This is a genomic window from Streptomyces sp. NPDC039424, from assembly GCF_055639495.1.
The window spans coordinates 1-23,255 of the sequence record NZ_JBVKAI010000029.1 but is presented as its reverse complement, the minus strand read 5'-3'; the positions used below and the strand labels follow the sequence as shown (position 1 = coordinate 23,255).

Here is a 23,255-nt window from a genome sequence, read left to right as displayed (position 1 = left end):
GCCCCCATGACGTCGACCGAGCTCGCCCTCCAGGACTCCCTCCGCAGCGAACGCTCCTTCCACGACACCTGCCGCGCCGCCCTCGCGCGCATGGCCGCAGGCGCCGACGAACAGGTCGTCACCGGCGAGGACGTCTCCGCCTCCGGTGCCGACGCCGAAGTCCTCGGCCACCGGCTGCGCAGCCAGGCCAAGGCCCTGCGCGAACTCCCCGAAGGGCCGCTGTTCTTCGGGCGGCTGGACTTCGGCCACGCCGACCCCGAGCACGCCGGGCAGAACTACCACATCGGCCGCCTGCGGATCACCGAGGACCCGGCCGCCCCGCCCCTCGTCGTCGACTGGCGCGCCCCGGTCGCCCGCGCCTTCTACCAGGCGAGCGCCCTCGATCCGCAGGGAGTGGCGGTCCGGCGCCGCTTCGGCTGGTCCCCCGGCAGCCGCGGCGACCGCGCCGACCTGACCGGGCTGGAGGACGAGCACCTGGGCCGGGGCGAGACGGGCGGCGGTCAGCTCGTCGCCCGCGAGATCGAGCGGCCCCGCGTCGGCCCCATGCGGGACATCGCCGCCACCATCCAGCCCGAGCAGGACGACCTGGTCCGCGCCGGCCTCACCGAGTCGGTCTGCGTGCAGGGCGCCCCCGGCACCGGCAAGACCGCCGTCGGCCTGCACCGCGCCGCCTACCTGCTCTACACCCACCCGCAGCGCGTCCAGCGCGCCGGACTGCTGATCCTCGGCCCCAACCGCACCTTCCTCTCCTACATCTCCGAGGTGCTGCCCTCCCTCGGCGAGACCGGCGTGCGGCAGTCCACCCTCCACGACGAGATCGCGCTGCACCCGGTCACCGGCACCGACAACCAGCGGGCCGCCGTCGTCAAGCACGACGCCCGGATGGCGGAGGTGCTGCGCCGGGCGCTGTACGCGCGCGTGTCGGCCGATGGGGTCGAGTCGCTGGCCGTGGCGGACGGGTCGTACCGGTGGCGGGTACCGGCCGACGAACTGGTGGAGATCGTCGAAGGGGTGCGGGCCGAGCAGCCGCCGTACGCCGTCGGACGCGAGCGGGTGCGGACCCGGGTGGTGCGCTGCCTCCAGGCACAGGCCGAGCGGCGGGCCGGGCCCCGCCCGCATGCCTGGGCGCGGAAGATCGAGCGGGCGCGGGCGCTGAGCGCGTACGTCGACGCCGTCTGGCCGAAGGCGCGGCCGGAGGAGGTCCTCGCCGAACTCCTCACCCACCCGGCGGCGCTGGCGCGGGCCGCCGCGGGCCTCCTCGACGCCGACGAGCAGGAGGCGCTGCTGTGGGCCCGGCCGCCGCGCTCGTACAGGTCCGCCCGCTGGTCGGCCGCCGACCTGGTCCTCCTCGACGAGGTCGCCGGGCTGATCGAGCACCCCGACGGGTACGGCCACATCGTGGTCGACGAGGCGCAGGACCTCTCCCCGATGGAGTGCCGGGCCATCGCCCGCCGGGCCGCCTTCGGCTCGCTGACCGTGCTCGGCGACCTGGCCCAGGGGACCACTGCGTGGGCGGCGCGCGACTGGACCGTACTGCTGCGGCACCTGGGCAAGCCGGACGCGGCCGTGGTGCCGCTGACCACCGGGTTCCGGGTGCCCGCCGCGGTCCTCGAACTCGCCAACCGGCTGCTGGCCCGCCTGGACGTCGCCGTCCCGCCGGCCCGCTCCCTGCGGACGGAGGGGGAACTGCGGATCCGGCGGGCCGACGACGTGCTCGCGGCGACCGTGGCGGCCGTACGGGACGCGCTCACCCGGGAGGGCTCCGTCGGGGTCGTCACGGCGGACGCCGACCTGGACCGGGTGCGCGACGCCCTCGCGGCGGCCGGGATCGAGACGGCGGGCCCGGACGAACTCGGCGCCCGCGTCACGCTGGTGCCCGCGACCGTCGTCAAGGGCCTGGAGTACGACCACGTCGTCGCCGTCGAACCGGCCGCCGTCGCGGAGGCCGAGGAACGCGGACTGCACCGGCTGTACGTGGTGCTCACCCGGGCGGTGTCCCGGCTGGACGTGGTGCACGGCCGCCCACTGCCGTTCTGACCCTGTGGCACAAAGGCGCGGAAAGGCCGATCCTGGCCGGTGATGCTGCTCTTCCTGGATGTCGACGGGACACTGCTGCCGTTCGGCGCGGACGACCCGTACCCCGTGTACGAGACGGGCGGTGTGCCGGCGGCGGCCGTCGCCGACCACCCCATGCTGACCCGGATCGACCCCGGCCTCGGCCCCCGGCTGGCCGCCCTGGGCTGCGAGCTGGTGTGGGCGACCACCTGGCTGGACGACGCCAACGCCTGCGTCGCCCCCTGGCTCGGACTGCCCCGGCTCCCGGTCGTGGACTGGCCGGACGAGGACGAGCCGCCGGGCCTCCTGCACTGGAAGACCCGCCCCCTCGTCGCCTGGGCGGCCGGCCGCCCCTTCGTCTGGCTCGACGACGAGGTCACCGAGGCCGACCGCGCCTGGGTGGCCGCCCACCACCCGGGCCGGGCCCTGCTGCACCGCGTGGAACACCGCCGCGGGCTGACGGACGCGGACTTCACGGCACTGGGAGAGTGGCTGCGGGGTCCCGCGCTACATCGGCCGTAGTACGCCCGAACCACAGGCCCGCGAGCGCACACGCGAGCGCGGCGAGCAGGAAGGCCCAGGGTGTCCCCGTCGTGGTGCCCGCCGCGAGGGGTGCCCCCAGAGTGGCCACGCCGAGGCTCGCGCCGGCCTGTCGTACGGCGTTGAGCAGTCCGCCCGCCGCACCGCCTGTGCCCGGGGGAGCGGCGGTCACCACGGTGGTGACCAGGGCGGGGAGGGCGAAGGAGACGCCGAGGCCGGTGAGCAGCAGGCCGGGGGCGAGCCAGGCGTAGGGGGCGTCGAGTGCGGCGGCCACCGCGAGGGCCGCGGTGCCGGTGGCCAGGAGGGCGAGTCCGGCGAGCACCGGCGGGCGCGGGCCCGCCTTGGCGACGAGTCGCCCGGTCAGCGGCGGGTTGACGGCGAAGGGGACCGTCAGCGGCAGGAAGGCGAGCCCCGTGGCCACCGGGCCCAGGCCCCGCTCCCGGAGGAACAGCGGCAGGACGAACAGACAGCCGGTGAGGGTCAGGTTCACCGCCGCGCCCGCCCCGAGCCCGGCCCGTACGACCGGGGCGCGCAGCAGGGCCCGGTTCAGGACGGGGGAGGTGCTGCGGTGCTCCAGGCGGGCGAAGACCAGGGCGGCGAGGCCGGCTCCGGCCAGCGACAGGGCCGTACGGCCCCACAGCCGGCCGCCCGCCGCGATGCAGCCGTCCGTGGCCAGCGCCAGGAAGAGACAGGCGGCGAGCTGGGCGGGCCAGTCCAGCCGCCGGTCGCCGCGCGGGCAGTGCAGACGGCGGGACGCGGTCAGTGCCAGCGTCAGCGCGCCGAGGGGCAGGTTGACGAGGAAGACCGCGCGCCAGCCGGCCGCGCCGACCAGCGCCCCGCCGACGAGCGGGCCCGCCGCCACGGCCGCCCCGCTGATCGCCGCCCAGGCCGCGACCGCCCGGGCATGCGCGGCCCGGTCGGGGTAGAGCCGGCCGAGCAGTGCCAGCGACGACGGCACGCAGGCCGCCGCGGCGGCGCCGAGCACCGCCCGCACCGCCACCAGCACGCCCACGTCCGGCGCCGCCGCGCACAGCGCCGACCCGGCCGCGAACAGCGCGACACCGCCCCGGAAGACGCGGTGCGCCCCGAGCCGGTCGGCCAGCGCGCCCGCCGACAGCAGCAGGGCGGCGAAGACGACGGTGTATCCGGTGGTCGCCCACTGCAACCCGGTCACGGAGGTGTGCAGGGAGGCGGCGAGGTCGGGTTCGGCGACGGACAGGACGGTGGTGTCGAGCAGCACCATGAAGTAGCCGAGGGAGATGCCGAGGAGAAGGGACATGCGGGGAACTGTGCGGCGGGGCACGGCAGTTGCTCCACCGGCGAATCCGTACACTCCGTTCGGGAAAACCGAACGCCACCACCGGACGCCGAGGGGGAGTGGACGGACGCGATGGAGCTGCGCCAGTTGCGGACGTTCCAGGCGGTGTTGCGGCACGGCACGGTCACGGAGGCCGCCCACGCCCTCGGTCTCGCGCCGTCGTCGGTGTCGGCGCAGATCCGGGCGCTGGAGCGGTCGGTCGGTGTGGCGTTGTTCGACCGTACGGCGTCGGGGATGCGGGCGACGGCGGCGGGTGACCGCATGGCGCTGTGGGCGCGGCGGCTGCTGGAGCAGGCGGAACGCGCGGCCCGTGAGGTGAGCGGCGGCCCGCCGCTGCTCCGTCTGGGCGCGCTGGAGACGATCGCCGCGACCTGCGTCCCCGCGGTTCTGCAGCGGCTGGCCCGGCGCGATCCCACCCTGGAGGTCGAGGTCCGGGTGACGGCCGACCGGGACCGGCTCCTGGCCGAACTCCTCTCCGGCGAGCTGACCGCGGCCCTCCTCCTGGACCACGGCAAGGCCCTCGGCGACCTCGGTTTCCCGGTCCCCCCGGCGCCGCTGTCGACCCTCGACGTCGACACGGTCCCCCTCGACCTGGTGGCCGCCCCGGACCATCCCCTGGTCGGCCGCCCCCTCACCCCGGCCGACCTCGCCGGCGAACGCCTCCTCGTCAACGCCGAGCAGTGCTCCTTCCGCCTCGCCGCCGACCACCTCCTCGGCCCCGAGGTACGCCGCGTCCGGGCCGGCGGTGTCGCGGTGATGCGCGCCTGGGCGGAACAGGGGCTGGGCATCGCCCTCCTCCCGCACTTCGCGGTGGCCGGTTCCCTGGCCTCCGGGCGCCTGGTCCGGCTCGCCCTCCCCACGCCGGACCTGAGCCTGCGGCTGGTGTGGGACAGCGGGGCGGAAGGGGTGGGGCGGGAGCTGTTGTACGCGGCGAGTGGGTGAGAAGACGTGGCGCGGCACACTATTGCAAGCGGGTGCTTGCAATTGTTAGCGCGGGTGGGGCAAGGTGGAGGCATGGCATCGCTCAACGTCGGCAATCTCGGTGAGTACCTGCGCGAGCAGCGGCGCAACGCGCAGCTGTCGCTCAGGCAGCTCGCCGACGCCGCCGGGGTGTCCAATCCGTATCTGAGCCAGATCGAGCGCGGGCTGCGCAAGCCGAGCGCGGAGGTGCTGCAGCAGGTCGCGAAGGCGCTGCGGATCTCCGCCGAGACGCTGTATGTGCGGGCCGGGATCCTCGACGCGGAGCGGGACCGGGACGAGGTGGAGACGCGTGCCGTCATCCTCGCCGATCCCACGCTCAACGAGCGGCAGAAGCAGGTGCTTCTGCAGATCTACGAGTCCTTTCGCAAGGAGAACGGATTCGGGGGCGACGCGGTGGACGCGGTCGACGGACAGCCCCTCGACGCCGCCGTGCGCGGCACCCGCACGGTCGGCGGCAGTGATGCCGATGCCGACACAGATCCGCAGCAGACGGCCAGTTGAACCGGACCAGGGCGCCGGCCGCCCTGCCGCGGACCACAAAACCCTCAGCCGAACGTGAATCCGGGAGGACCATCACCATGGCCATCACCGACGACCTGCGCAAGACCCTCAGCGACCCGACCCCGCTCTACTTCGCCGCCGGTACCGCCGACCTGGCCCTCCAGCAGGCCAAGAAGGTGCCCGCCCTGGTCGAGCAGCTGCGCGCCGAGGCCCCGGCCCGCATCGAGGCCGTGCGCAACACCGACCCCAAGGCCGTGCAGGAGAAGGCCGCCACCCGGGCCAAGGAGGCTGGCGCCAAGGCCAAGGAGGCGCAGGAGAACCTCCAGACCAAGGTCACCGAGTTCTTCGGCACCATCGACGGCGACCTGAAGAAGCTCGGCGAGTCCGCCCAGGACCTCGCCCTGCGCGGTGTCGGCGTCGCCGCCGAGTACGCCGTGAAGGCCCGCGAGACCTACGAGAAGGTCGCCGAGCACGGCGAGCAGACCGTGCGCACCTGGCGCGGCGAGGCCGCCGAGGAGATCGAGGAGCTCGCCATCGCCGTCGAGCCCAAGGGCGAGCCGGCCAAGCCCGCCGAGGCGGCGGCCGTCAAGCCCGCCGAGGTCAAGGCCGAGCCCGCCGACGCGAAGAAGCCCGTCGCCAAGAAGGCGCCGGCGGCCCGCAAGCCCGCCCCCGCCAAGAAGACGACGCCTCCGGCCAAGTGACCGAAGGCGCGCACACGGGCCGGGCACCCCTGGGGTGCCCGGCCCGTTCTACGGGTACGGTGGCCGCGTAGGGATCGGGAGACAACGGGCGGTGGGCAGCATGCTGATGTTGGGCTTCGCGGGGTTCTTGGGACTGCTGAAGATCGTTTTGATGGGCCTGGCCGCGTTCGGGCTGTTCGACGCCGCGTTCCGGCGTGAGGACGCCTTCCGCGCGGCCGACAAGCAGAACAAGGTGTTCTGGCTGATCATCCTGGGCATCGCGCTCGTGGTGAGCTACCTGTTCTCGATCCTGTCCATGCTGCCGATCGCCGGCCTGGTGGCGAGCATCGTCTACATCGTGGACGTGCGCCCCGCGCTGCGCCAGATCTCGGGCGGCAGCGGCTGGGGCCGCCGCCGCGGCAGCAGCAGCGACGGTCCGTACGGTCCCTACAACGGCGGCCGGTGAGCCCCGCGCCGATCACGGCGCCTACGGCACCCGGTCCAGCAGGACCACCGCCACGTCGTCCGTCAGCTCACCGCCGTTGAGGTCGCGGACCTCGCTGACCGCGGCCCGCAGCAGGTCCTCGCCGTTCAGGCCGCGGGCGAGCTGGCGGCGCACCATCTCCACCATGCCGTCCTGGCCGAGGCGTTCCCCGCCCACGCCGACCCGGCCCTCGATCAAACCGTCGGTGTAGAGCATCAGGCTCCACTCGGCGCCCAGCTCCACCTGCATCCGCGGCCAGCGAGCGCCGGGGAGCAGACCGAGGGCGGGGCCGTTGTTGTCGTACGGCAGGAGTTCCGCGGGCCGGCCGGGGCGGGCGATCAGCGGCGACGGGTGGCCGGCCAGGCACAGGCCCGCGCGGCGGCCGTCCGGGGAGATGTCCACCGTGCAGAGCGTCGCGAAGATCTCGTCGTCCGCGCGCTCGTGCTCCAGCACCTCCTGAAGGGTCCCCAGCAGCTCGTCCCCGCACAGGCCGGCCAGCGTCAGCGCCCGCCAGGCGATGCGCAGCTCCACGCCGAGCGCCGCCTCGTCCGGTCCATGGCCGCAGACGTCGCCGATCATGGCGTGCACGGTGCCGTCGGGCGTGCGCACGCAGTCGTAGAAGTCGCCGCCGAGCAGGGCGCGCTGGCGGCCGGGGCGGTAGCGGGCGGCGAACCGCAGCGAGGAGCCCTCCAGCAGAGGCGTGGGCAGCAGGCCCCGCTCCAATCGGCGGTTCTCCTGGGCCCGCACCCGGCCCTCGGCCAGGCGCCGCTCGGCCGAGTCGGACCGCTTGCGCTCCACCGCGTACCGGATGGCGCGGCTCAGCAGCCGTCCGTCGAGTTCGTCCCGGAAGAGGTAGTCCTGGGCGCCCACGCGCACGGCCTCGGTGCCGCGCTCGGCGTCGCCGGACGCGGTGAGCGCGAGCACGGCGTGCCGGGGCGCGAGCTCGAGGACGTGCCGGAGCACGGCGAGCTCGTCGTCACCGGCGCCGCCGGGGGAGGGCAGCGCGAGGTCCAGCAGGATGCAGTGGACGTCGTCGGTGAGCAGCCGTCCGGCCTCGGTGAGGTTGCGCGCGGTGCGCACCCGGATCGGCTTGCCGGCCGAGTCCAGCAGTTCGGGCACGATCGGCGAGCCGCCGGGGTCGTCCTCGATCAGCAGCAGGGTGAGAGTGGTGCCGGCCGCGTTGGTGTGCGCGGCGGCCTCGTCGCGGTTGGCCTCTTCCTTGAGGGGACCGCCTGCCGGGCGCGCGGCGGCCTGCGCCTGACCACTCTCCGCGGCCGGGATCGCTCTCTGCCGCGGTACGGGTACGGGCATCGTCCTGGGTTCCTTCCCTCCCCCCGAGGGCATGGCGGGGCGAGGGACCTCGACCCACCCGACTGGGGACCATAGCGGTACTCGCCACCGCAACGGAATGGTGTGAGCTGGACCGCTCGGCCTGCCGCCACTGTCATATGCCGCGTTTTGTACCGCAGTTGGACAGGCTGACCCGGGTTGGGGGATGACGAAGGTCACGTCCTGCCGGAGTTTGGGCGGCTGTTGGGGCGTGCACTGGGTCACATGGCGTACATCACGTCAGTCTTCGGGCATTCCGGGCCTTACGGACTTCGGCTTCACGCGTCCGGCCGGACCACCCCGAGGATCGGCATCGACCCCGCCCCGGCGAGCGTCACCGTCCGTCCCGGGCGCGGGGCGTGGATGACGGCGCCGTCGCCCACGTACATCCCCACGTGACTGGCGTCGTCGAAGTAGATGATCAGGTCCCCGGGCCGCATGTCCTGCACGTCCACGTGCCGCAGCTGCTTCCACTGCTCCTGCGAGGTGCGCGGGATGGGGTGGCCGGCGTTCGCCCAGGCCTGCGAGGTCAGGCCGGAGCAGTCGTAGCTGTCCGGGCCCTCGGCACCCCATTCGTACGGCTTGCCCATCTGGTCGGTCGCGAACGCGACCGCCTTCTTGCCCTGCTCGGACGCCTTGCCGTTGATCTCGTCGAGGATGCCGGTGTCCAGCCAGGCGGTCTGCGCCTTGTGGGCGGCCTGCTGCTCCAGCTTGGCCAGGCGCTCTTTCTCCTTCTGCTCCAGCTGCTCCTCGAGCTTCTCGGCGGCGTCGATCTGCTGCTTGATCTTCTTCTTGGCGGCGGCCTTCGCCTTGCGGTGCGCCTCCAGCCTGTCCCACTGGGCGGAGGCGTCCTTGGCGTACTGCTTCAAGTCGGCCTGGGTGCGGGTCAGCTCCGCGATGAGGCCCTTGGTGGCGCGCTGGCCCTGGAGCACCCGTCCGGCCCCGTCGAGGAACTGCCCCGGGTCGTCGCTGAGCACCAGCTTGGCCCCGTCCGGCAGCCCGCCGCCGCGGTACTGGGCGCGGGCGGCGGCGCCGGCCCGGTCCTTCAGCTTGTCCAGCTTCTTCTGGCCTTTGACGATCTTCTTCGCCAGCTTGACGATCTCGGCCGACTGCTTCTCGGACTTCTCCTCGGCCGCGTTGTAGGCGTCGGTGGCGACCGCCGCGTCGTGGTAGAGCTTGTCGAGCTTCTCGCGGACCTTCTCAAGGTCCTTGTCGGCCGCGGGAGTCGCCGACGCGCTGGGGGACGCCGTCGGTGTGGGATCGGGACTCGCGAACGCCGTGCCCGGCGCCGCCAGCACGGTGACCGCGCAGACCACGGTCACGGCCGCCGTGAGCAGACCGCGCTTGCCCGTCCCCATACCCCTGCCCCCAACCTGATTTACCGTCAGTAACTTACGGACGCCTGGGGATCGTGCCACGGCGCGGCGCAAAGCGACAGAGGTCGTACCCGGTGGGGTCCCTCCCCCCACTCCCTCCCCGGCATGACGATCTCCCCGCCTTTGTGACGAACGACTCACGGAGATCGTTCCATCGGGGCGGTCGAGGGGGCGGTCGAGGGGGCGGTCGAGGGGGCGGTCGAGGGGGCGGTCGAGGGGGCGGTCGAGGGGGCACGCGGGGGGTCGGCGAAGGGGGGCTCAGCGCCGGGGCGCCAACGCTCCCCACGCCACGGTCACTTCGCCCTGCCGCCACCGCGCCGGCGAGTCCGTCACCGGCCAGTCGGCCGTCAGGTCCCGCACGGTACGGATCCAGCGCTGGCGGGCGCCGTAGGAGGCGTAGGGCGCGGCAGCCGCCCAGGCGCGGTCGAAGTCACGCAGGAAGGCGTGCACCGGCTCGCCGGGCACATTGCGGTGGATGAGCGCCTTCGGCAGCCGTTCGGCCAGGTCCGACGGGCGCTGCAGCGAACCCAGCCGGGCCGCGAAGGTCACCGTCCGCGGCCCCTCCGGGCCGAGCGCCACCCACACGTGCCGCCGCCCGATCTCGTCGCAGGTCCCCTCGACCAGCAGCCCGCCCCGCGCGTTCCCGGCCGCCGGGGCGAGCCGTGCGCACAGCCGCTCCCAGACGGCGGCCACTTGGTCCTCGTCGTACTGCCTGAGGACGTTGGCGGCCCGGATGAGCTGGGGCCGCCCCGGGACGGGGATCTCGAACCCGCCGTGCCGGAAGGCCAGTCCCGCCCGCTCGTACGGCTTCGCCGCCGCCACCCGGGCCGGTTCGATCTCCACGCCGACGACACGCGCGCGGGGCGCCGCCGTGCGGAGGCGGGTGAGCAGTTCGACCGCCGTCCAGGGGGCGGCGCCGTACCCGAGGTCGACCGCGACCGGGTCGGCGGCCCGGCGGAGTTCCGCGCCGTGGGCCGCGGCTATCCAGCGGTCCATGCGGCGCAGCCGGTTGGGGTTGGTCGTCCCGCGCGTCACCGTGCCCACGGGGCGGGTCGTCGCGCGGGTTGTCATGGGTACGAGGGTATGCGGCGCCGGAATCCCCCGGCCGGCTCCCGGGTATCCGGGCCGGGGCGGCGGTCCGACCTCGAACGGTTGAGCGAGTCGCGGTAATGATTCGGCAAAAGCGCCCGCAGGGGAATGGCGACCGCCCTCACCGCTGTTTCACCCCCTTGGAGGGTGCCGTGCGTCCTCCGACCGCCATGCCCGCAGCAAGGAGGAACGCCACGTGAGCCAGTACGTCAGCAGGCTCGGGCGTCGCTCTGCGGCGGCTCCCTCGCGGCTCAGGCTGCACCGCAGGCCCCGCCGCGTCGCCATGCTCTCCGTGCACACCTCACCGCTCCACCAGCCCGGCACCGGCGACGCCGGCGGCATGAACGTCTACATCGTGGAACTGGCCCAGCGCCTGGCCGCCCTCAACATCGAGGTCGAGATCTTCACCCGGGCCACCTCCGGAGGCCTCCCGCCCACCGTCGAACTGGCCCCCGGCGTCCTCGTCCGGCACGTGGACGCCGGCCCCTACGAGGGCCTCGCCAAGGAGGACCTCCCGGCCCAGCTGTGCGCCTTCACCCACGGCGTGATGCAGGCCTGGGCCGGCCACCGCCCCGGCCACTACGACCTCGTGCACTCCCACTACTGGCTCTCCGGCCACGTAGGCTGGCTCGCCGCCCAGCGCTGGGGCGTCCCCCTGGTGCACGCCATGCACACCATGGCCAAGGTCAAGAACGCCAACCTGGCCGACGGCGACACCCCCGAGCCCGCCGCCCGCGTCATCGGCGAGACCCAGATCGTCGCCGCCGCCGACCGGCTGATCGCCAACACCGCCGAGGAGGCCGACGAACTCGTCCGGCACTACGCGGCCGACGCCGCGAAGGTCGCGGTCGTCCACCCCGGCGTGAACCTCGACCGCTTCCGCCCGGCCGACGGCCGCGCCGCGGCCCGGGCCCGTCTGGACCTCCCGCAGGACGCCCTGATCCCCGTCTTCGCGGGCCGCATCCAGCCCCTCAAGGCCCCCGACATACTCCTGCGCGCCGTCGCCGTCCTCCTCGACGAGCGCCCCGAGCTGCGCTCCCGCATCCTCGTGCCCGTCGTCGGCGGCCCCAGCGGCAGCGGCCTGGCCAAGCCCGAGGGCCTGCAGAAGCTCGCCGCGCGGCTCGGCATAGCCGATGTCGTACGGTTCCGCCCGCCGGTCGGCCAGGAGCAGCTCGCCGACTGGTTCCGGGCCGCGTCCGTGCTGGTCATGCCGTCCTACAGCGAGTCCTTCGGCCTGGTCGCCATAGAGGCCCAGGCGGCCGGGACCCCGGTGCTCGCGGCGGCGGTCGGCGGGCTCCCGGTGGCGGTCCGGGACGGCGAGACCGGATTCCTGGTCCAGGGGCACGATCCGGCCGACTACGCGCGCGTGCTCGGCCGTTTCGCGGACGCGCCGGAGCTGGCGTCCCGTATGGGCGCGGCGGCGGCCGGGCACGCGCGATGTTTCGGCTGGGACGCCTCCGCCGCCGCCACCGCCGACGTGTACACGGCCGCGACCCAGTCCCATCGCCGTCGCGTACGCTCCCACCATGCGTGAGGTTCCGGAGCAGCGGCGTGCGACGCAGGTCATCGAGGGCGTCCTCAAGGACGCCGAACTGGAGTGGGAGAGCCCCGAGCCCGGCAACTACGTCGTCAAGCTCCCCGGCACCCGCAAGCTGTCCACGACGGTCTCCCTCCTCGTCGGCCGCCACTCCCTCTCCCTGAACGCCTTCGTCATCCGCCACCCCGACGAGAACGAGGCCGCCGTCCACCGCTGGCTCCTGGAGCGCAACCTCAAGCTCTACGGCGTGAGTTACGCCGTCGACCCGCTCGGCGACGTCTACGTCACCGCCCGGCTCCCCCTCGCCGCCGTCACCGCCGACGAGGTCGACCGCCTGCTCGGCCAGGTCCTGGAGGCGGCGGACGGCAGCTTCAACACCCTTCTGGAGCTGGGCTTCGCCTCCGCGATCCGCAAGGAGTACGCGTGGCGGGTGTCCCGCGGCGAGTCCACGCGGAACCTGGACGCGTTCAGTCATCTGACCAAGCGCCCGACCGACTGACTCCTTACCGCCCCCTTCCCCGCATTGGGGCTCCGTGGCATGCTCACCGCCATCGTGATTCTGAACGTCGTTCACATCCATGAAAAAGCCGCATGGAAGGACGTACGGACATGGGCAACGCGCACCTCACCAGACGGACCCTGCTGGGCAGTGCGATGGCGGTGATGCTCCCCGCCCGCGCGGGCGAAGTCCCCCACGCTTCCCACGGGGAAGTCCCGTCCCTGTGGCGGGAGTTCACCCGCACCCCCTTCACCCACCCCCAGATCCCCTACGTCGGCCGGGCCGGCTGCCGAGGCGGCGCGACCCGCCTCCCGCGCCACCGGGTCGTCGCCGACGTGACCGACTTCGGCGCCGTGCCGGACGGCGGCACCGACTGCGCCCCCGCCATCAACCGCGCCCTCGCCGCCGCCGCCCGGGCCGGCGGTGGCACGGTCACCCTCCCGCCCGGCACCTTCCGCATCGACGACGTGATCCGCCTCGGCGACTCCCACGTCGTCCTGCGCGGCGCCGGCAGCGGCCGTACGAGGCTGTACGCGACGAAGAACCTCACCGAGCTGATCGGCGTCTACGGTTCCCGCTACGGCGGCGACAAGTCGTCCTGGTCCTGGGCGGGCGGCCTCATCTGGCTCGCTCCCAGGGCCCGTTGGGACTCCCTCGTCACCGCCGTCCGCGCCAAGGCCTGGCCCTTCGAGGGCTGGACCGGCAACAAGCGCGACGAGTGGACGACCCTCACCACGGCCGAGCCCGCCCGCCGCGGCTCCTGGACCCTGACCGTCGCCGACGCCCGCCACCTGCGCCCCGGCGCCCTCGTCCTCCTCCGCGTCGCCGACGACACCGACCACACCCTCCTGCAGCACATGGCGGGCGGCGGCCCGGGCCCGCAGGCTTACTCCTGGGCCGACAAGACCAAGCTGACCTCCTACGTCCCCTACGAATGGCCCGTCCGCGTCACCGGCGTCCACGGCCGCCGCGTCACCCTCGAACGCCCGCTCCCCCTCGACCTGCGCCCCGAATGGGACCCCCGGCTGACCACCCACGTACCGGAGCTGACCGGCTCGGGCGTCGAGGGCCTGACCCTGGAGGCGGTCGAGACCCCGCAGTCCCCGCACCTCCTCGACAAGGGGTACAACGGCGTCGTCCTCCAATGCGCCTACGACTGCTGGCTGGACGACGTCACCGTCCGCCACGTCGACAACGGCTTCGGCCTGGTGGCCGCCTCCGCCTGCACCCTGCGCCGCACACGCGTGTCCGGACGCGGCTCCCACCACCCGTACTTCTGCCGTGAGGGCTCGCACGACAACCTGATCGAGGACTTCACCATCGAACAGCGCACGGTTCCCGCCCCGCCGGGCACCCAGCTGCACGGCATCAACGTCGAGGGCCTGTCCTCCTACAACGTCTGGTCGCGCGGCGAGATGGAAATGGGCACCTTCGACAGCCACCGCGGGCTGCCCTTCGCCGACGTCCGCACCGACATCACGGTGAACAACAACGGCCGCCACGGCGGCGACGCCAGCGCCGGCCCGCTCTTCGGCGCCCGCTTCACCCACTGGAACATCCGCGTCACCAACGGCCGCGCGGGCCTGATGAAGATCGACGGCCTGGCCCCGTACTCCGCCACCGTCGGCCTCAACGAGGTCACCGAGTTCGACCAGACCGACGTCCCGGACTTCACCGGCGACCCGCACTCCCGCCTGGAGCTCTACGCCACCACCGACGCCGTACGCCCCCGCAACCTGTACGAGGCTCAGCGCGCCCTGCGCCGGTAGCGCCCCGGCGTCACGCCCACCAGCTTCCTGAAGTGCCGGGTGAGATGGGCCTGGTCGTAGAACCCGGTCTCCGCCGCCACCGCGCCGGGCGCCAGCCCGTCCAGCAGCAGCCGCCGGGCCCGCTCCACCCGGCGGGACATCAGGTACTGGTGCGGCGCGATGCCGTACGCCCCGCTGAACGCCCGTACGAGATGCGCGGGATGGGCGTGCAGCAGCCCCGCCGCCTCCTCCAGCCCGAGCCCCCGCGTGACCCGCTCGTCGAGCAGCTCCCGCAACCGGCGGGCGAGAGCGGGATCCGGGCGGGGCTCGCGCCCACCCGCCCGGGGCCGCAGATGCGCCCGCAGCCGCTCGCCGACCAGGCTCAGCCTGCTCTCCGCCTCCAGCTCCTCACCGGGCAGCGCCAGCGCCCTGTGCAACTGCCCGACCCGCGACCGCAGTACGGGATCGCGCAGGTCGGGCGCGTCGACCGCCGGGCCGATCAGGTCGTCGGCCAGGTGGGTGGCGTCGAGGTAGAGGACGCGCTTGCGGAAGCCGTGCGGGGTGGCGGGGGAGCCGTTGTGCGGCACGTGCGGGGGGAGGAGGGTGACCGTGTCGTGCGGCGTGCCGTGCTCGTGCCGGTCCAGGTCGTACCGTACGGCCCCGTCGTCGACGATCAGCAGCGTCCACGCCTCGTGCACGTGCATGGGATAGGCGTACCCGGTGAAGTGCGCGTGGAAGACCTCCACGACACCCGGGACGCGCGGGCGCCAGGCGGAGGCGACATCCCGCCGGACGCCCGGCCGGACGTCGAGCTGAGCGGTCATGCAAAGAACGTACAAGACGGGGCGGCACGCGGGTCGGCAGTCTCGTCGCATGGACAGTGAACCGATCCGCTTCGACACGAAGATCGCCGTTCTCCTGCGCGAGGACCTGGAGACCTGGCAGCGCCTGAACGTCACCGCCTTCCTGGTCAGCGGCCTCGGTACGACGGTCCCCGAGGTGGTCGGGGAGCCGTACCAGGACGCCGACGAGGTCCCCTACCTGCCGATGTTCCGCCAGCCGGTGCTGGTCTTCGAGGGCGGCAAGGAGACGCTCACGGCGGCGCACGACAGGGCCCTGTCCCGCGCCCTGCCCCGCGCCGTGTTCACCTCCGACCTCTTCGCCACCGGCAACGACCGGGACAACCGCGCGGCGGTACGGGCGGTGGCGACGACCGGGCTGGACCTGGTGGGGCTGGCGGTGTACGGGCCGAGGAACGCGGTGGACAAGGTGCTGAAGGGGGCCAGGATGCATCCGTGAGGAGGCCTCGCGGCGAGGTCAGGCGGAGTCGTACCGCGGGTCGATGGGGTCGTCGGGCACGATGTCGTCCGCGTCCCGCACGCCGAGCTGACGCCGGGCCGCCGCGAGCAGCCTGAGCGTGGCGTCGCGGAGCCGGGTCTCCGGCTCGGCGTCGTCGTAGTACGAGGCCAGCGCGTCCTCCCGCCCCTCGTGCACCTCGCGGACCCACCATGCGTGGTGCTCGACCTCCCGGGCCGCCTGTTGGAGTTCGCGGCTGCCGAGGAGCCGTATCTGCTGGACGATGCCGCGCAGCCGCGCGTGCTGCTCGTCGACCCGCTTGTAGTGCGCGCCCTGGTCCTCGGCGCGGTGGTAGCGGCGTGCCAGGTGCACGAACTGCCGCAGGCAGGAGGCCAGGTCACGGCACAGGTCGTAGAGCGGCAGGTCCCAGCGGACGGCGAGTGCGTGCCGCTCCTTTCTGCGTTCGATGACGTACGTCGGTATGACGCCGACGGCAGCGCCAACCACGAGCAGCAGCACGCTCGTTGTGACCGCTGAGATGTTCATGCTGGCGATTGTGCCGGAGTCAGGCGGACCCGACTCCGGATTGCGCGGTGGAGGCGACCGGGGCCTCGGCGGCGGGTTCCGGTGCCGGGAGGCGCCGCATCAGGCACCCGTACCCGAGCGCCGCCCCCGTACCGACGACCGCGCACGTCCCCCACAGCCACTCCGCCCCGAGACGGTCGATCACCGCGCCGGACATCAGCGGCGCGACCAGGGCGGCGACCGACCAGGACAAGGTGTACATCCCCTGGTAGCGGCCCCGTCCGTGCACCGGCGAGAGGCGGACGACCAGGCCGGTCTGCACAGGGGCGTTGACGATCTCCGCCAGCGTCCACACGCACACCGTGAGGGCGAAGACGCCGACCGACCCGGCGAAGGCGGTGAGCCCGAAGCCGTACCCGGCGAGGAGGGACGAGACGACGAGGAGCGTGCGCGCGTCCCGGTGCTCGATGAGCCGCGTGACGGGGATCTGCAGAGCGACGATCAGCACACCGTTGACCGCGATGGCCATGCCGTAGTCCGCGGGCGAGAACCCGGCCCTGCCCATCGCCACCGGCAGGCCGACCGAGCCCTGCTGGAAGACGAGCGCGACGAGGAAGGAAAGCCCCACGACGGCCATGTACCGTCCGTCCCGCAGCACGGTCCCGATTCCGACGTCGGCGGCCCCGCTCTCCTTGGCCGTGGGCACCGGCCGCGACTCGGGCAGCCTCGCGAAGACGACCAGGGCGCACGCCAGGGTCATCCCGGCCTCGATGAGGAAGCCGGCCCGGTAGCTGACCTCGGCGACGAACCCGGCGGCCATGGAGGAGACGGCGAAGCCGAGGTTGATCGCCCAGTAGTTCAGCGAGAAGGCACGGACGCGGTCCTCCGGCCGCACGATGTCGGCCATCATGGCCTGCACCGCGGGCCGCGACGCGTTCGACGCCATGCCGACGAGAAAGGCGACGGCCGCGATGGCGACGGGATCGCTGACGAACCCGAGCAGCGCGACGGACGCGGCGGTGGACACCTGCGCCACGAGCATGGTCGGCCGCCGCCCGAGCCGGTCGGCCATCACCCCCGCCCCCAGCGAGGACACGACCCCACCGAGCCCGTGCAGCGAGGCGACGAGACCCGCGTACGACGCCGAGTACCCCCGGTCGATCGTCAGGTACAACGCCATGAAGGTGGCGACGAACGCACCGAGCCGGTTGACGAGCGTGCTGGTCCACAGCCACCAGAACGCACGGGGCAGACCGGAGACGGACTCGCGGGCGGCGCGTCCGAGGGCGGTGGCGAGTGGCATGGACTGGTTCCCCCGTGATGCAGGCATGTAAGCGCCGGAAGTGGCATACGCAACTTACAAGGAGCTCTGCCGGGGGACCACCGAATTAACGGATCACCTCGACCGTCCGCCCTGCCGTCCACCCTCCGGGCGGTTCGAGCGAGGGTTTGAATACGTGGATTACGCTCTGAGGCATGGCCGACGCACCGTACAAGCTGATCCTCCTCCGCCACGGCGAGAGCGAGTGGAACGCGAAGAACCTGTTCACCGGCTGGGTGGACGTGAACCTCAACGAGAAGGGCGAGAAGGAGGCGGTCCGCGGCGGTGAGCTGCTGAAGGACGCCGGCCTGCTGCCCGACGTGGTCCACACCTCCCTCCAGAAGCGCGCGATCCGCACCGCGCAGCTCGCACTGGAGGCCGCGGACCGCCACTGGATCCCCGTCCACCGCAGCTGGCGCCTGAACGAGCGCCACTACGGCGCCCTCCAGGGCAAGGACAAGGCCCAGACCCTCGCCGAGTTCGGCGAGGAGCAGTTCATGCTCTGGCGCCGCTCGTACGACACCCCGCCCCCGCCGCTCGCCGACGACTCGGAGTTCTCCCAGGCGAACGACGCGCGCTACGCGACGATCCCGCCGGAGCTGCGCCCGCGCACGGAGTGCCTGAAGGACGTCGTCATCCGCATGCTCCCGTACTGGTACGACGGCATCGTCCCCGACCTCCTCACCGGCCGCACGGTCCTCGTCGCCGCCCACGGCAACAGCCTCCGCGCCCTCGTCAAGCACCTCGACGGCATCTCCGACGCCGACATCGCGGGCCTGAACATCCCGACCGGCATCCCGCTCTACTACGAGCTCGACGCCGACTTCAAGCCGGTCACCCCCGGCGGCAGGTACCTCGACCCGGAGGCGGCTGCGGCGGCCATCGAGGCGGTCAAGAACCAGGGCAAGAAGAAGTAAGTTTTGTGATCATGCCTCCCACCTGCCCATTCAGCGCGGGAGGGAGGCATTTCCGCGGCCTGGGACTGACTGCGACTCTCCCGGCCACGCTCGCGCGGGAGCGCCCCGCGGCGCGTGGCTGCGGGGCGCCTTGTGGGGTTCAGTCGACCTGCTCCCCGTCGTACGTACCGCCCTTGCAGTAGTTGCCCGTCTCATTGATCGCGGGCGTTCCGCCGCCCTGCTTGCACTGAGAAGGGGTGACGTAGGACGGGGCACCCTGTGCGGTGGCGGTGGCGGCGCCTGTGAGGCCGAGTCCGGCAAGGGCTGCCGTGGCGATGACGGCGGCGAGGATTCGTCGAATGCGCATTTGGTTCCCCTTTCACGGATTGCCTCGTTTGGGGCCACTAGTCAGCCTGATCTTCACCCATGTGGGTGGCACGTCATGTTGCGCCATTCGGGTGACAGTGCTGTCGGGTACGGGGTCGGTGACGCGACCCGTCGGACGCCGGTGATGGTCCGATGGAACGCCGGCACGCAGCGGCCCGACTAGGTTGAGGGCATGACAAGCCTCGATCATCCCCGGCTGTCCGGGCTGGGGCGGAACCCAACAGCCCCTCAGGACGTCCTGGTACGCCTGGCCGCACACAAGGCCGGCCGACACGGGATATCGCTGCGTCGCGGGCGGCTGGAGGACGCTGTTGTCGAGGCTCTGCTGACGCACGGCGACGGCAACACCGCGGTGGGCCTTCACGGGGACCGGATTTCCCCGGAGATGCGCCGAAGGATCGCCGAGCATCCCGATCCGGCGATCCGTGACGCGTACCCGGACTTTGTCCGCGACATGGTGGACCGCAAGGTGCCGATCGGCATCGATGACCTGGAGGAAGCCTACGGCCGGCCTCGGACGGCACTCGTCAGCGCGACGAGTCCGAGCCTGCGCGCCGCGGTCGCGCGAGCCTGGTACGACCGGCCTCTCGCCGTGCAAGTGGAACTACTCACCGACCCGGATCCGCAGGTCCGTGCAGCCGCCACCGAGCACAGGCAACCGGGTGTCCCGCCTGAGTGGAGGGAGCGTTGCCTTGCCGACCCTGCCGTGCGCGTCAACGTGGCGCGCTATGTCCCGCTCACGTCGGAGCAGTTTGCGCAGCTCATGCGGAGCGAGGAAAAGGAGGTTCAGCAAGCCGTCGCCGGGAACCCTCATCTATCGGCAGAGATGGTTGCCCGGCTACTGGACATCGACGACCCGCTCGTGCGGGTCGCGGCTGCGCAGAGTCGCCATGTGGACGCCGAAGCCCGGGACCGACTGTATGCGCTCGTAGAAGCCGAACGCGCGGACGGAAGCATCGAGGCCGAGGTGGCGCTCAGTTGGAACTTCGCCGAACCGGACTGGCTGCGCGAAGCGCCCCTCAACGAGCGGATGACCTACCTGGACTGTCGGTACACAACATTCCGGCGCGTACTGGCCTCCTGTCACGATCTACCTGAAGAGGCATGGCGCCGGCTGGACAACGACCCGGAACTCCCGGTCCGTCGTGCTGCCGCCCGTCGGCCGGACACACCACCGGAGGTCCTGGAAGGGCTGGTACGCGCACACGGCGACGTGTTCCACATCCGGCCGCTACTCGTCGACCACCCCAACTTCCCCCGTCACATGCTGCGCACGTTCGTTGACGAACCAAGCCCGAACGTGCGCTACCTCGCCCTGCAAGACCCAGAACTACCTGTGCCAGACCTTCAGCAACTCGCCGCCGCCGAGCCCTTCCTGCGCCGCGGGGTCGCCCGTCACCCCAACATCACGGACGCGCTGCTGGAGCATCTGCTCTCTGACCCAGACCCCCAGGTAGCCGACGATGCCGCTGCCAACTCCGCGCTGCGGCCGACCCGGATGTATCGAATCCTCGCCGCGGCCGGCTTGTGACTCCACGAGAGCCTCACGCGGTCGATGCCGACGAGGGCGACCTGAGGTGGTGGAAGCAGCCTTCATGATCATGCCCCCGACCTGCGCCTATGGCGCGGATCGGGGGCATGATCACGGACGGGCCCTAGCCCCGAGGAGGGCTCAGCGCTTGAGCGTGAAGGTGAAGTCGCCGGAGAGCTTGCCGCTCAGCCGGACTGCTGAGACGAGGTTCCCCTCCGTGATCAGTCTCTCGACCTCGGCCCGTGAAAGGCCGCAACCTTCAGCGATCAGTCGCACCGGCCGAACAGGGATCCGCGCCGCGAAGCGGACCGAGATGTCGAGCACCTCGCGGTCGAGGTGATCCGATCCGCCGGTGTCGAGGCGCCAGGCGTTGTCCCAGTCGAGGGCGATGCGATTACGGCGCCGCACGAACGGATCCTGGAGCAGCTCGGCTGTCAGGCCAGGGTCGTTGTCGTGCAGCCGATCCAGCAGCTCAGGTCGTACGGAGCGCACGTTCATCCGCTCCAGGACCGTGAGCTTCGCCGTTTCCCCGCAAGCGGTACAGAGCACGAGGAGCCAGGCGTCGATGAGCTTGTGGTTGGCGTTGACGCGGAATTTTCCGCTTGCCCGGAAGCGCTCTGACGCGCACGTGTGGCAACGGCGGAGGACGAGCGGCAGGCAGGTGGGCGCGACCACCCAGTTTTCGAGCACAGAAGTACACCGGTTTCAGTGAGAAGTCCGCAGCAAAAAGCAGCGCGGCGCATGTGCGCGACGCGCGACCGATCAGCGCTTGGGAGGTCTCACAGGGTGTACAAGGGCACGTCCTTGCCTGGACGACTTGGGTCGCCAGCACGGTACTGGCGCACAGCGGAGGTGCTCCAATGGTTTTCGGGCGCTTGGCCTTGTGCTGGGTCGGGTCATATCACGAGGTGATGATGGGTATGGGGCAATCAGGCCATTACAGGCACAGGGCCCATCAGGTGCCCTAACGTGTGGCCGGCTCGCTGACCGTTGCCAGGGCAGCGGCTCGGGGTTGCTCTGTTCGGGGGTGCGGTGTGGCTGAGGCGGGGCGGTTCGACGCGTTCGTGTCGTATGCGCATGAGGATGAGCCGTGGGCGAAGACACTGGCGGAGAACCTGGAGCGACTCGGTCTCCATGTCTGGCTGGACCAGTGGGAACTGGTCGGCGGCCAGCTGGTGGCATCGCAGTTGCAGGACGGCCTGGCGAGGACCGGCGCGGTGGTTCCCGTCGTCAGCCGGCACTGGGTCGAGTCCGGATGGTGTGACGAGGAGTTCGCCGCCGCCGTGGCGAAGGCGGTGACGCGACACCAGAGGGTGATCCCGGTCCTGTTGGGCGAGGTGGAGATACCGCCCTTCATAGCCTCGCGACTGTACGTCGACTTCCGCCATGTGGCTTCACCCGCGCGGTACGAGAACCTCGTGCGGCAACTGGACCGGGCGGTACGGGGGTTGCCGTCGGCGGACCGGCCGACGCCGGGCGGGGCGCTGGTGGTGCCCGACGGGATCACCTACCGGCCGGACGGGCCGACGCACGCGGAATTATGGATCGGCACGGACTCGGTCGGGTTCTCCACCACGGGCGGTGAGGTGTCCTGTCCGCCGGGTGGTGTGGATCACGGGCTTGAGCAGCAGATCTGGATGCTGCAGCGCGTTCGCGCCCGCGCTACGAGCGGCTTGACCACACGGCGGCTGCTGCCTCCGGAAGAGGCGGCGGCCACCGGGGTGGCGGGGGCGCTGATCGCCGTCGGCGAGAGCCTGGGCCAACAGTTCGCGAGCGGTGATGTGGCGACCGCGCTGGCGAGAGAGGTGGAGCTGGCCGGGACGCGTCACGCGTCACTGCGTATCGGGCTGGCGGTGGATGACCCGCGGTGGGTGGATCTGCCGTGGGAGACGCTGATTGTTCCCGGCGCGGGGCAGCAGCAGCCGTTGGTGCTGTCGGAGCATGTCGAGCTGTACCGCACGGTGCGGCGGGAGAGCCCTGCCGTCGCGGTGCAGGTGCCGGGGCCGTTGCGGATTCTGGCGGTGGTGGCCAGCCCGGAGTCCGGCGGGGGTGAACTGCTGGACTACGAGCGGGAGCTGGGCCGGATCCTGGACGCGGTGGACTCCGCGCGATCCGGGCACGGCGCCTATGTGCGGGTGCTGAACTGGGGCAGCCTGGCCGAGATCCGCAATGCTCTGGAGCAGGAGCGCTTCCACGTACTGCACCTGTCCTGCCACGCCAAGCCGGGGATACTGCTGCTCGAAGACGCGCAGGGCCAGGCGGACGAGGTCGACGCACAGCGCTTCATGACCGACGGCCTGCCCACCGACCGGGGCGTTCCGCTGGTGGTGCTGGCCGGCTGCTCCACCGCCCGCACTCCCGTGTCCAGCGATACGGAGGGGCTGGTCCGGGCCGGTCTGGCGCGCGAGTTGCTGGCCCGCGGGGTTCCCGCGGTGCTGGCCATGACCGAAGCCGTCACGGACCACTACGCCACCGAGCTGGCCGCGGAGACCTACCAGGCGCTGGCACGGGCCGAGCACCCCAACGCGCTGACCGCGCTTTCGCAGGCCCGCCGCACCCTGGAGACACGGCGCCGACAGCTGCCGGAAAACGACCCGTACGCGGCCTGGCCGGAGTGGGCGACCCCGGCGCTGTTCCTGGCGGGGCCGCCGCTGCCGCTGTTCGACCGCACCCATGCCGCCGATCAGGTGCCGGTCGTTCCGGACGCGGTGCTGGACGAGGGGATGGTGGTCCGCAAGGTGGGGGAGTTCGTCGGGCGCCGCGCCGAACTGCGCCGGTTGCTGTCCGCCCTACGGGATCCGGGGCAGGCGGGGGTGCTGGTGCACGGCATCGGCGGGGTCGGCAAGTCCACGCTGGCCGCTGAGCTGCTGCACCACTACGGCTCCCGGGGCCGGTTGATCGTGCCGGTGTCGGCCACCGCGGCCCGTACCGTCGACGCCCTCCTGCAGACATTGCGGCAGCGCCTGAACACCTACTGCTCGACCGAGGAACTACCGACGAACGACCCGTTGCGGCGCGCCGCGGTGGGTCTGGCGGATGTCAGTTCCCCCTGGCGGGAGCGCTGGGAGCTGGTCCGCCAGATCGTGCTGCCGCGGCTGCCGGTGCTGTTGATCGTGGACAACGCCGAGGACCTGCTGACCCGTACGGCTTCGGGTGACGGCT

At 72.2% G+C, this 23,255-nt stretch carries 22 protein-coding genes; 13 read left to right on the top strand and 9 right to left on the bottom strand.

What is annotated here, in order from left to right; genetic code table 11:
- The first annotated feature begins 6 nt into the window (after positions 1-6).
- Together ACZ7L0_RS40430 and ACZ7L0_RS40425 are read left to right on the top strand one after the other, a co-directional pair.
- The gene (locus tag ACZ7L0_RS40430) at positions 7-2,037 is read left to right on the top strand and encodes a HelD family protein (RefSeq protein ID WP_471247580.1); all 2,031 of its coding nucleotides are present in this window, start codon (positions 7-9) and stop codon (positions 2,035-2,037) included.
- A 42-nt stretch (positions 2,038-2,079) separates the two neighbouring features.
- Entirely contained in the window at positions 2,080-2,577 is a 498-nt protein-coding gene (locus tag ACZ7L0_RS40425) for an HAD domain-containing protein (RefSeq protein WP_471247579.1), read from the top strand.
- On the opposite strand, the gene ACZ7L0_RS40420 is transcribed toward ACZ7L0_RS40425, so the two are convergent.
- Entirely contained in the window at positions 2,528-3,874 is a 1,347-nt protein-coding gene (locus ACZ7L0_RS40420; protein WP_471247578.1) for an MFS transporter, read from the bottom strand. The two genes, ACZ7L0_RS40425 and ACZ7L0_RS40420, sit on opposite strands and share 50 nt — an antisense overlap.
- Before the next feature lie 111 nt (positions 3,875-3,985).
- Between ACZ7L0_RS40420 and ACZ7L0_RS40415 the strand changes: the two genes are divergently transcribed.
- The 4 genes from ACZ7L0_RS40415 (at position 3,986) to ACZ7L0_RS40400 (ending at position 6,541) form a co-directional block, all read left to right on the top strand.
- Positions 3,986-4,855 carry a LysR family transcriptional regulator gene (locus tag ACZ7L0_RS40415; protein WP_471247577.1) on the top strand — a complete coding sequence of 290 codons (870 nt, stop codon included), beginning with the start codon at positions 3,986-3,988 and terminating at the stop codon, positions 4,853-4,855.
- A gap of 72 nt (positions 4,856-4,927) precedes the next feature.
- Positions 4,928-5,395, top strand: coding sequence for a helix-turn-helix domain-containing protein (locus tag ACZ7L0_RS40410; protein WP_471247576.1), 468 nt, complete (start codon positions 4,928-4,930; stop codon positions 5,393-5,395).
- Between the two features lie 77 nt (positions 5,396-5,472).
- The gene (locus ACZ7L0_RS40405) at positions 5,473-6,096 is read left to right on the top strand and encodes a hypothetical protein (protein ID WP_471247575.1); all 624 of its coding nucleotides are present in this window, start codon (positions 5,473-5,475) and stop codon (positions 6,094-6,096) included.
- Positions 6,097-6,196: 100 nt separating this feature from the next.
- Entirely contained in the window at positions 6,197-6,541 is a 345-nt protein-coding gene (locus ACZ7L0_RS40400; protein ID WP_471247645.1) for a DUF2516 family protein, read from the top strand.
- Positions 6,542-6,562: 21 nt separating this feature from the next.
- Here ACZ7L0_RS40400 and ACZ7L0_RS40395 read toward each other — a convergent pair whose 3' ends face one another.
- The 3 genes from ACZ7L0_RS40395 to ACZ7L0_RS40385 all read right to left on the bottom strand — a co-directional run bounded on the left by ACZ7L0_RS40395 (position 6,563) and on the right by ACZ7L0_RS40385 (position 10,335).
- Positions 6,563-7,870, bottom strand: coding sequence for a PP2C family protein-serine/threonine phosphatase (locus ACZ7L0_RS40395; protein WP_471247574.1), 1,308 nt, complete (start codon positions 7,868-7,870; stop codon positions 6,563-6,565).
- Positions 7,871-8,166: 296 nt separating this feature from the next.
- The gene (locus tag ACZ7L0_RS40390) at positions 8,167-9,246 is read right to left on the bottom strand and encodes a C40 family peptidase (RefSeq protein ID WP_471247573.1); all 1,080 of its coding nucleotides are present in this window, start codon (positions 9,244-9,246) and stop codon (positions 8,167-8,169) included.
- 276 nt (positions 9,247-9,522) lie between these two features.
- Positions 9,523-10,335 carry a class I SAM-dependent methyltransferase gene (locus ACZ7L0_RS40385; RefSeq protein ID WP_471247572.1) on the bottom strand — a complete coding sequence of 271 codons (813 nt, stop codon included), beginning with the start codon at positions 10,333-10,335 and terminating at the stop codon, positions 9,523-9,525.
- 214 nt (positions 10,336-10,549) lie between these two features.
- Here ACZ7L0_RS40385 and mshA point away from each other — a divergent pair, with 214 nt between their 5' ends.
- From mshA to ACZ7L0_RS40370, 3 genes are all read left to right on the top strand, one after another.
- Positions 10,550-11,887, top strand: a complete 1,338-nt coding sequence (gene mshA / locus ACZ7L0_RS40380; protein ID WP_471247571.1) for a D-inositol-3-phosphate glycosyltransferase — start codon at positions 10,550-10,552, stop codon at positions 11,885-11,887.
- The gene (locus ACZ7L0_RS40375; protein WP_471247570.1) at positions 11,880-12,389 is read left to right on the top strand and encodes a type III secretion system chaperone family protein; all 510 of its coding nucleotides are present in this window, start codon (positions 11,880-11,882) and stop codon (positions 12,387-12,389) included. The genes mshA and ACZ7L0_RS40375 overlap by 8 nt, the downstream gene beginning before the upstream one ends.
- Positions 12,390-12,481: 92 nt before the next feature.
- Complete coding sequence (locus ACZ7L0_RS40370; RefSeq protein WP_471247569.1) at positions 12,482-14,158, top strand: glycosyl hydrolase family 28-related protein; 1,677 nt, start codon at positions 12,482-12,484, stop codon at positions 14,156-14,158.
- Here the strand turns inward: ACZ7L0_RS40370 and ACZ7L0_RS40365 are convergent.
- Positions 14,137-14,961 (bottom strand): helix-turn-helix transcriptional regulator, encoded by an 825-nt coding sequence (locus ACZ7L0_RS40365; RefSeq protein ID WP_471247568.1) that lies wholly within the window; start codon positions 14,959-14,961, stop codon positions 14,137-14,139. The two genes, ACZ7L0_RS40370 and ACZ7L0_RS40365, sit on opposite strands and share 22 nt — an antisense overlap.
- Before the next feature lie 49 nt (positions 14,962-15,010).
- Between ACZ7L0_RS40365 and ACZ7L0_RS40360 the strand changes: the two genes are divergently transcribed.
- Positions 15,011-15,436 (top strand): DUF2000 family protein, encoded by a 426-nt coding sequence (locus ACZ7L0_RS40360; RefSeq protein WP_471247567.1) that lies wholly within the window; start codon positions 15,011-15,013, stop codon positions 15,434-15,436.
- Between the two features lie 18 nt (positions 15,437-15,454).
- On the opposite strand, the gene ACZ7L0_RS40355 is transcribed toward ACZ7L0_RS40360, so the two are convergent.
- Positions 15,455-15,979: a hypothetical protein gene (locus ACZ7L0_RS40355; protein WP_471247566.1), complete on the bottom strand. Its 525-nt coding sequence runs from the start codon at positions 15,977-15,979 to the stop codon at positions 15,455-15,457.
- A 19-nt stretch (positions 15,980-15,998) separates the two neighbouring features.
- The gene (locus tag ACZ7L0_RS40350) at positions 15,999-17,261 is read right to left on the bottom strand and encodes an MDR family MFS transporter (protein ID WP_471247565.1); all 1,263 of its coding nucleotides are present in this window, start codon (positions 17,259-17,261) and stop codon (positions 15,999-16,001) included.
- A gap of 173 nt (positions 17,262-17,434) precedes the next feature.
- On the opposite strand from ACZ7L0_RS40350, the gene ACZ7L0_RS40345 reads away from it, so the two are divergent.
- Positions 17,435-18,196, top strand: a complete 762-nt coding sequence (locus tag ACZ7L0_RS40345; protein ID WP_471247564.1) for a phosphoglyceromutase — start codon at positions 17,435-17,437, stop codon at positions 18,194-18,196.
- A 139-nt stretch (positions 18,197-18,335) separates the two neighbouring features.
- On the opposite strand, the gene ACZ7L0_RS40340 is transcribed toward ACZ7L0_RS40345, so the two are convergent.
- Positions 18,336-18,542 (bottom strand): hypothetical protein, encoded by a 207-nt coding sequence (locus ACZ7L0_RS40340; RefSeq protein ID WP_471247563.1) that lies wholly within the window; start codon positions 18,540-18,542, stop codon positions 18,336-18,338.
- A gap of 192 nt (positions 18,543-18,734) precedes the next feature.
- Between ACZ7L0_RS40340 and ACZ7L0_RS40335 the strand changes: the two genes are divergently transcribed.
- A complete protein-coding gene (locus tag ACZ7L0_RS40335; protein WP_471247562.1) occupies positions 18,735-20,093 on the top strand; it encodes a variant leucine-rich repeat-containing protein in 1,359 nt (452 codons plus the stop codon).
- Between the two features lie 141 nt (positions 20,094-20,234).
- Here the strand turns inward: ACZ7L0_RS40335 and ACZ7L0_RS40330 are convergent, their stop codons facing one another.
- Entirely contained in the window at positions 20,235-20,783 is a 549-nt protein-coding gene (locus ACZ7L0_RS40330) for a DUF1062 domain-containing protein (protein WP_471247561.1), read from the bottom strand.
- 344 nt (positions 20,784-21,127) lie between these two features.
- Here ACZ7L0_RS40330 and ACZ7L0_RS40325 point away from each other — a divergent pair.
- A partial coding sequence (locus ACZ7L0_RS40325; RefSeq protein ID WP_471247560.1) for a TIR domain-containing protein occupies positions 21,128-23,255 on the top strand: 2,128 nt, incomplete at its 3' end.